The 8,945-nt window shown below is 34.3% G+C and carries 7 protein-coding genes and 1 pseudogene; 4 read left to right on the top strand and 4 right to left on the bottom strand.

The genetic code is table 11. The features are described 5' to 3' along the window. Positions 1 to 62: 62 nt before the first annotated feature. From CD147_RS09840 to lrgB, 4 genes and pseudogenes are all read left to right on the top strand, one after another. A pseudogene (locus CD147_RS09840) lies at positions 63 to 1,837 on the top strand (LytS/YhcK type 5TM receptor domain-containing protein). Next, positions 1,818 to 2,588, top strand: coding sequence for a response regulator transcription factor LytR (locus CD147_RS09835; RefSeq protein WP_103167213.1), 771 nt, complete (start codon positions 1,818 to 1,820; stop codon positions 2,586 to 2,588). The pseudogene CD147_RS09840 and the gene CD147_RS09835 overlap by 20 nt, the downstream one beginning before the upstream one ends. A gap of 712 nt (positions 2,589 to 3,300) precedes the next feature. Next, a complete protein-coding gene (gene lrgA / locus CD147_RS09830; protein WP_103167212.1) occupies positions 3,301 to 3,756 on the top strand; it encodes an antiholin-like murein hydrolase modulator LrgA in 456 nt (151 codons plus the stop codon). Then, on the top strand, positions 3,756 to 4,457 hold the full coding sequence (gene lrgB, locus CD147_RS09825; protein WP_103167211.1) for an antiholin-like protein LrgB: 702 nt from the start codon (positions 3,756 to 3,758) through the stop codon (positions 4,455 to 4,457). Before lrgA ends, lrgB begins: the two co-directional genes overlap by 1 nt. 645 nt (positions 4,458 to 5,102) lie before the next feature. Here lrgB and CD147_RS09820 read toward each other — a convergent pair. The 4 genes from CD147_RS09820 to CD147_RS09805 are packed head-to-tail and all read right to left on the bottom strand — an operon-like array spanning position 5,103 to position 8,699. After that, a complete protein-coding gene (locus CD147_RS09820) occupies positions 5,103 to 5,789 on the bottom strand; it encodes an ABC transporter permease (RefSeq protein ID WP_103167210.1) in 687 nt (228 codons plus the stop codon). After that, entirely contained in the window at positions 5,789 to 6,736 is a 948-nt protein-coding gene (locus CD147_RS09815; protein ID WP_103167209.1) for an osmoprotectant ABC transporter substrate-binding protein, read from the bottom strand. Before CD147_RS09815 ends, CD147_RS09820 begins: the two co-directional genes overlap by 1 nt. A gap of 20 nt (positions 6,737 to 6,756) precedes the next feature. Next, positions 6,757 to 7,392, bottom strand: coding sequence for an ABC transporter permease (locus CD147_RS09810; protein ID WP_103167208.1), 636 nt, complete (start codon positions 7,390 to 7,392; stop codon positions 6,757 to 6,759). Next, positions 7,392 to 8,699, bottom strand: a complete 1,308-nt coding sequence (locus CD147_RS09805; protein WP_103167207.1) for a betaine/proline/choline family ABC transporter ATP-binding protein — start codon at positions 8,697 to 8,699, stop codon at positions 7,392 to 7,394. The genes CD147_RS09810 and CD147_RS09805 overlap by 1 nt, the downstream gene beginning before the upstream one ends. Positions 8,700 to 8,945: the final 246 nt, after the last annotated feature.

Here is an 8,945-nt window from a genome sequence, read left to right as displayed (position 1 = left end):
ATACTATAATAAAGTAATAGCTTAAATTTTAAGTTTAAAAAAATATATCATAGGTGCGAAATATGTTTAACTTATTTATTTTATTACATGAGCGCGTTGGTTTAATCATTATCATTGCTTATATGTTAATGAACATTAATCATTTTAAGACGATGATGGGTGAACGTGAGAAATTACGGTCGCAATGGCAACTAACGATTCTCTTCTCGCTCTTTGCGATTATCTCGAACTTTACTGGCATCGAAATTGAAAATGGCAAAATTGTGTCTAGCAATATTTACTACCATTTGAACAGTGAAGCTTCTATGGCTAACACACGCGTTTTAACGATAGGCATGTCAGGATTAATTGGCGGGCCTTTTGTCGCGATTATTGTAGGTATCATTTCAGGGTTATCTCGCCTCTTCATAGGAGGTGCGAACGCTTATACTTATTTGATTTCATCTGTGATTATCGCCTTGGTTTCTGGCTTTTACGGTTACCGTACTATGCGCCGTTATACGTATCCTACTGTTTTAACAGGAGCAATTATTGGTGCTTTAAATGAGGCTATTCAAATGATTTGTATCATTGTATTTGCCAATCATACCTCTGCCGCTTGGTCCTTGGTACAATTCATTTCATTACCGATGATTTTAATTAATAGTATCGGAACGGCAATATTTTTATCGATAATTTTGTCAACTTTACGACAAGAAGAACAGACACGTGCAATTCAAACACATGATGTTTTAGAATTGGCTAATAAGACGTTACCTTACTTTCGTTCTGGATTGAATGAAGCGTCTGCACGTCCGGTTGCTGAAATCATTTTAAAATTAATGAAAGTATCGGCCGTCGCGATTACAAATAAAACTGATATCTTAACGCATGTGGGCGCTGGTAGTAATCATCACGTGGCTAAAAAAGAGATTATTACCCATCTCTCCAAAGAAGTTATTCGAACTGGGAAATTAAAAGAAGCACATTCTAAAGAAGGGATTGGTTGTAATCATCCTAATTGTCCACTTAAAGCTGCGATTGTTATTCCTTTAATGACTAACAAAGAAGTTACTGGTACTTTAAAATTTTATTTTACGGACAAGCATGATATTACTACATCGACAAAACAACTCACTCGAGGTTTAGCAAACATTTTCTCAAGTCAACTGGAATTAGGCCAGGCTGAAACACAAAGCAAACTCTTACGAGATGCAGAAATCAAATCATTACAAGCACAAGTGAATCCGCATTTCTTCTTTAATGCGATTAATACAATTTCAGCTCTTGTACGTATTGATAGTGAGAAAGCTCGAAAATTATTATTACAATTGAGCCAATTCTTTAGATCTAACTTGCAAGGTGCTCGAAATAATACGATTACATTAGATAAAGAATTGCAACAAGTTGAGGCGTATTTAGCGCTTGAACAAGCGCGTTTTCCTGATCGTTTTACGATTAAATATCGCATTGATGATTCTTGTGAAAATGTGTTGATTCCACCTTTTATTATTCAAATTTTAGTTGAAAATGCGGTAAAACATGCGTTTAAACATCGCCGTACAGATAACATCATCAATGTAGAAGCACATTCTAAACAACAAACGCTTAAAATTACAGTTAGCGATAATGGTCATGGTATCGAAGCTGAAAAATTACCGCTAGTTGGGCAAATGAGTGTGACTTCAGAAACTGGAACAGGTAGCGCCTTAGAGAATTTAAACCGTCGTTTAATAGGACTATATGGTTCAAAAGCACAATTGCATTTTGATTCCACTGCACAAGGTACAACTGTAAGTTGTTATATTCCCTATAGTTACACAAAGGAGGACAACTAAGTGAAGACATTAATCGTTGATGATGAACCCTTAGCTCGTAATGAATTACATTACTTATTAGATAAAATCTCAGGATTTGACTTGATTGATGAAGCAGAAAATATTGAAGAAACGTTAGAAAAATTACTATATGAAACTTATGATTTAGTCTTTATAGATATTAATTTAATGGATGAAAATGGTATAGATTTAGCGCGTAAAATACAAAAAATGAAACACGCACCTTACATTATTTTCGCTACGGCACATGATACATTTGCGGTTAAAGCGTTCGAACTTAACGCAATTGATTATATTCTAAAGCCTTTTGAACTCGAACGTGTAGAACAAGCCATACAGAAAGTGAAAAAAATTGCTAGCTTTCCGTCTAAAACATCAGAAGAGATAACGTCTAATCAACAAGTGTCATTTCCCGAAATATCTCAAACTTCAAATAATGAGGAATCAGTCCTACCTATTGAAGCAAACGAACGTATTTATATTATTAACATCAATGATATTACTGCCGTATCTGTCCACAACGGTGTGTCGACGATTACGACTACTAAATACACGTACGAAACAACTGAACCGCTAAATTACTATGAGAAAAAATTGCCAGACAACAAGTTTATCAAGATTCACAGAGCTACAATTATTAATAAACAACACATCGACTGTATTGAACATTGGTTTAATTATACGTACCAAGTCACAATGCGTTCTGGCGCAAAATTCCAAGTAAGCCGTTCATATATGAAGCCTTTTAAACACGAAATCGGACTACTTTAAATTAATAACGAGATTAGGAATTAAACCTTAGCATACAGACGTAGACATGATTCATATTTGAGTCATGTCTACGTCTTTTTTATTAATACTCCTTTTATCAATCCTTCGTATTGTTTGGGAGCGAGACAGAAATCTAGGGAGCGAGACAGAAATCTAATGTAATTTCAAAGATTTCGTAGTCCCGCCCCGGCAACGTTGACTAGAAATGAAGAAAGTGAAGCTCGAACGCATCTTCATTTCAGACAACTACTGCCAAATTTCAAAGATTTCGTAGTCCCGCCCCGGCAAGGTTGGCTAGGAATGAAGAAAGTACAGATTTGACGTATCTTAATTTCAGACAACTACTGCCAAATTTAGCAATTAGAGTATTCTTTTAGGAGTCTATCCAACAATACTACGTTGGTTATGTAATTTCTCATTAAAATACTTAAAATAATAAGATATTTCCAAGTGGTTTTTAATAGAATCAATAAATATAATAGTCTCTATTTTATTACAATAGACGTTATCATTTTCTCTTTAATTTGAAAGATTTATCTCCTTGTTTCAGATTCTTATTTTTTTAATTTTAATAAAGCGTTTTCTTGGTTTTCAACTGTAATTTAATGCAACTCACCCAATTATTTCTGTAACTCACAGATAAATGTGCCACAAAAAACTGTTTCCGTTCTATTCTAAATACATTAAATGAAAGAAAAGGGAGCGTTTATTTATGTCGAATGAGAATGCCTCAAATGGTGCTGCTCAACGAACTGGTAAGTTAGCTAAAACTTACAACTTTTTCCAGCAAGCATTAACCATTGCCATAGTATTATTCATTTCTAAAATTATTGAAAGTTTTATTCCATTTCCAATGCCCGCTTCAGTAATTGGTCTTGTATTATTATTCATTCTATTGTGCACAGGCATCGTGAAATTAGGACAAGTTGAAGGCGTAGGGACTGCACTCACAAACAATATTAGTTTCCTATTCGTTCCTGCTGGAATATCTGTAATTAATTCATTACCAATTTTGAGCCAGCATCCTATATTAATTATTTTATTAATCATCGTTTCAACATTATTACTATTAATCTGTGTAGGTTTTGTTTCTCAATTATTCGTAACAAAATCATTATTCCCATCTAAAGAACAAAATGAAAAAACTAAACTTGGGGAGGGTAACTAATGGTTGATCACTTAGGTATTACAACACCATATTTCGGAATTTTACTTTCACTTATTCCATTCGTTATCGCGCAATACTTTTATAAAAAGACAAACGGCTTTTTCCTACTTGCACCACTATTCGTAGCCATGGTAGCAGGTATCGTATTTCTAAAAGTAACCGGCATTAGCTACGCAAACTATAAAATCGGTGGGGACATCATTAACTTCTTCTTAGAACCCGCAACAATCAGTTTTGCGATTCCCTTATACAAAAAACGCGACGTACTTAAAAAATACTGGTTACAAATCTTCGGTGGTATCGCAATTGGGACATTAATTGCACTTATCTTAATTTACTTAGTCGCAATCATCTTCCAATTAGGCGATAAAATTGGAGCATCAATGTTACCACAAGCGGCTACAACAGCTATTGCTTTACCAGTATCTGAAGGTATCGGTGGTGTAAAAGAATTAACATCATTAGCCGTTATCCTTAACGCAGTTGTTATCTCTGCACTAGGAACTAAAATTGTTAAATGGTTTAAAATTTCAAACCCTATTGCCCGTGGTTTAGCATTAGGTACAAGCGGACATACACTTGGTGTTGCCGCTGCTAAAGAACTTGGTGAAACTGAAGAATCAATGGGTAGTATCGCCGTAGTTATCGTCGGTGTTATTATCGTAGCCATCGTTCCACCACTCGCTTCAATCTTGTTTTAATTAATTATTAAGTAAAAAAGACAATTTCTATTTTATTTCAATAGAAATTGTCTTTTTCGTCTTTTTATAGAGTTTAGTAGATTCATCAGATTTTCTTAAAATTTGATGTGGTTATTAATTTAACTTACTCATATCCTTCTAGAATAAAAATAATAGACTGAAGCATTGATTAATAAAATTAAAAAAGTAGTCACGTAAATAATGAATTGATATAATGACGAAATTTCAGAAAATAACGTTAAAAAAACTATAGCAATTCCAGCAATGGCGATTATATTTAATATTATTAACAATTTATTCATCATATACCTCCCTTGATATTAAATGCTTTATACGTATTAGAATTTCAATTTCGTTTCTTATGTTATCTTTATTGTTAACGTATCTATATTTTTTCAAAAATTCAATTTTTTTAAGTTTTTAAGTTATTAATACTCGTCAATTAAATTTGTACAACTTAGTATTGTTGGCGAGACTCTTGAGGGAACAGGGCTAGGCTAAGACCGTGGCTTAGCCAGTCCCCCTAAGAACGCGAGCCAAACAATACGGAGTATTAATATTAAAAGAGGAGGGAAGATGACATCAACTAGACATCATCTTCTCTCCTAGAATTTTAATTTTCATAATTAGACTTATACTTTTATTTTAATTAATGCTTTGAACTTGGTTTTGTCGTTTTTTGCTTTTATTTGTTGGATCTAGTCGGCGTTCTAAAAAGCGTAGTCCTAAATCAATTAGAATAGCGATTAAGGCAATTGGAATCGCCCCCGCTAAAATATATACTGTACCATCTGTAGAATTAGTACCACGAATAATAATATCACCTAAGGTTGGCGCTCCAATAAATGAACCGATTGCCACAATACCAATCGCTACAACTAACGCAATTCGAATACCTCCAAGAATAACAGATAATGATAATGGCAATTCTATCATACGCATAACTTGGTTTTTAGTCATGCCCATACCTTTGCCAGCATCTTTAATATTATAATCTACTTCTGTTATACCCGTGTACGTATTTTTTATAATTGGAAGTAAAGCGTACAAGAAGACCGCAAACACAACCGTTGTAGGTCCTAAACCGAGCGATAACATCAGTATCGCTAACATTGCGATTGCTGGTACCGTTTGAATAATATTCGCAATTGTAATTAACGGCCACGCCAATTTAGTATAACGTGAAATCAAGATGCCTAATGGAATACCTATAATACATGCAAATAGTACCCCATAAACTGACATTAATAAATGTTTAAAAAACAACTCCATTAGATAGCCAAAGTTCAAGGTATAATATTCATAAAGTGAACTTAACAAGTTACCTTTCATTAGTTTTGACCACCCTTCTTAGTATCATCTTCGAAATAATTATGTTTTTTCACATACTCTTCAGCAATAACAGCTGGCTCTTTTCCTTTACCATCCGCTTCATAATTTAATTTCTGCATTTCTTCCGTACTAATTTTACCTTCAAGTTTCTGTAAAGCTTTATCAATTTTAGGATTATCTTTGATTAGTTTTTCAGTTGCTAATGGGCTTCCGTCATATGGCGGGAAGAATTTACGATCATCTTTTAAGATTTTTAAATCATACGCCGCAATACGACCATCTGTGGAATACCCTACTGCTACATCTAACTTTTTATTCTTCAACGCATCGTAAACCAAACCAATTTGCATTGGTCGTGCACTCGAAAATTTGAAACCATAATCTTTTTGGAACGCTGGATAACCATCGCCCGCACGGTTCATCCATTGCGTATCCATACCTAAACGCAATTCATCTTTATATTTTTTCAAATCTGAAACCTTTTCAAGATGATATTTCTCGGCAACTTCTTTCGTCACCATAAATGCATACGTATTCTCAAATCCAAATGAATTATAAAACTTCTGATCATATTTCTTTTTGAAAAGTCTTTGCGACTCTGACATCGCCTTTTTCGTATCTTTCGTTGGTGGCGCCTCAAGTACACTTGTTAATTCAGTCCCTGTATATCTTACGGCGGACATATTTACGTCGCCACGTTGTAAGGCGTTATGTTGAATAATACTAGACCCCAAATTACCAACAATCGTCGGCTTAATTCTGTCATTGGTGTAATGTTCAATCATCAACTTTTCAATATTTGCCATAATTTTTGTCTCACTTGTTTCAGTAGCGGTAATCTTCACACTGTCTTTGCCATCGCCATCGCCTAAACCTGGTAAGCTACATCCAGATAATACAACGAGAGACAATGCCATAAGTATGAAAGTAAGTTTTAACTTTTTCATTAATTCAATATCCTCCCTTATTATCTAGATACTTTTAATCCTTTAGGCACGGCCCATTTTTCAACTAAAGAAAGTAAAAAGTCTACGATTAGTGCTAAACATGTTACTAAAACCGCTGCGCTAATAATCATTGGTGGTTGGTAAAGGTTTAATCCATTAAATACTAAATCGCCTAAACCACCGGCACCAACGTAACTGGCAAGCGTCGCCCAACTAATCACATAAACACTTGATAAACGAATACCACTAATAATTAAAGGTAACGCCAATGGCAATTCTACGTCTTTCATAAGTTGTAACTTCGTCATACCCATACTCGTACCAGCTTGAATAATATTTTTATCGATATTTTGCACACCTAATACGGTATTATTTAAAATTGGTAATAATACATATATAAATAATGCAACTATTGCTGGTGTTTTACCTACACCAAAGATTGGAATCATGATGGCTAACACGGCTAACGTAGGAATGGTTTGAAGTACGCCCGCAATCGTCAACACTACATTCGCAGTTCGCTTTGTCTTAGATAATAAGATGCCTAAAGGTACTGCAACAATAATCGCAATGAGTAGTGCGATGATTGAAATATAAAAATGTTCAACCGTTTTCGATACGAGCTGACTTCCATACTCTTGGAAAAATTGTCGCATTAACGATCAACTCCTGACTCATGTGTTTCATCTATGTCGTGTGTGTCCAATCTATCTGTAACATCTTTCTGTTTATGCGTGGCATCTTTATCATTCTGTTGAGCAAGATCATTCTTCTCTTGATTACCTAGCTCATTTTCACGTTCAACATCGTTCATATGTGAGTCTGACAGAATCATATCTTGGTCTTCTTCGCCCCAAATTGAGTCGTAAACAATATCAACAAGGTTAGCACGTGTAATAAGGCCTATTAGCGTATTATCATTATCTACGACTGGGATGTTTCTAACGTTTCTTTTCAAGATTGTGCGCACAGAATCTTGTAATTTAGAATCAATATGTACTTTATATACATCACGTTGCATTGTATCTATCAGTTCTTTACGTTGACGTAATCCTTGATTAATATCTTCAATATCTAAGAATCCTAATAGACGGTTGTGGCTATTCACTACGAATAGTGTATCTACACGACGTTGTCTCATTATATTAACCGCGTCATTAAGTGAATCATCTGCTTTGACTGTAACTGGTGTAATCATCGCATCTTCTACAGTTCGCATATTTGGACGGTATTGAATAAGCCTATTTTGACCGATAAATTCACGCACGAAATCATTGGCAGGGTTTCTGAGTATATTATCTGGTGTATCATATTGCACTACTTTACCTTGAGACATAATACAAATACGGTCGGCTAATTTAATTGCTTCATCCATATCATGTGTGACAAAGATAAATGTTTTACCTAATTTTTGTTGTAATTCTTTAACTAAGTCTTGTAATGTATCACGAGTAATTGGGTCTAGCGCACCAAAAGGTTCATCCATTAAAATGATATCTTGTTCTGCTGCCAAGGCACGTACTACCCCTATACGTTGTTGTTGTCCGCCTGATAACTCAGAAGGATAACGGTCTAAATACTCTTCAGGTAAGTCTACTAATTTAATTAATTCCTTAGCTTTTGCATCTTTCTTTTCTTTAGACCATTTTAATAGTTTAGGTACTAAGACAATATTTTCGCGGATGGTCATATGTGGCATAAGCCCGATTTGTTGAATCACGTAACCAATACTTCTACGCAATTCTACAGGATTCATATTGCGTACATTCTTACCATTCATTTCAATTGTTCCTTCGGTAGCTTCAATCATACGATTAATCATTCTTAGCGCAGTTGTTTTACCACTACCACTTGTTCCAATAAAAGCAATAAATTCGCCAGATTCAATATCTAATGAAATATTGTCGACTGCTTTTTTATTACCAGAATATATTTTTGTTAAGTTTTTAATACTTAGCGTCATTCCATTTCCCCCTCTTGACATTCCCGATGAAAAATTTTCCAGACATAAAAAGGCCAGCAGTCCCGTTGTTAAACATATACTTGATAAGTCAAACAAGAGCCTAAAGGCCTTTGCTTTATAATTTTTTTATTTTTATTTCAAACAGAAAATCATCAATTTTTCATCATTTATAAATATATACCCTATATAAATTTTTTAAACATTTGTTAAACTGACTATTAAAAAAGTTCACAAATTATTTTTTTA

Origin of the sequence: Staphylococcus devriesei (genome assembly GCF_002902625.1) — a bacterium.
Classification (GTDB): Bacteria; Bacillota; Bacilli; order Staphylococcales; family Staphylococcaceae; genus Staphylococcus; species Staphylococcus devriesei.
Note: the sequence above shows the minus strand (reverse complement) of the source record. Positions and strands in the feature narration are given on the sequence as shown.

Coding starts and splice junctions, on each gene's coding strand:
- CD147_RS09810 (WP_103167208.1), bottom strand. CDS start 7,392: ATGCGACAATTTTTCCAAGAGTATGGAAGTCAGCTCGTATCGAAAACG.
- lrgB (WP_103167211.1), top strand. CDS start 3,756: ATGGTTGATCACTTAGGTATTACAACACCATATTTCGGAATTTTACTT.
- CD147_RS09805 (WP_103167207.1), bottom strand. CDS start 8,699: ATGACGCTAAGTATTAAAAACTTAACAAAAATATATTCTGGTAATAAA.
- CD147_RS09820 (WP_103167210.1), bottom strand. CDS start 5,789: ATGAAAGGTAACTTGTTAAGTTCACTTTATGAATATTATACCTTGAAC.
- lrgA (WP_103167212.1), top strand. CDS start 3,301: ATGTCGAATGAGAATGCCTCAAATGGTGCTGCTCAACGAACTGGTAAG.
- CD147_RS09815 (WP_103167209.1), bottom strand. CDS start 6,736: ATGAAAAAGTTAAAACTTACTTTCATACTTATGGCATTGTCTCTCGTT.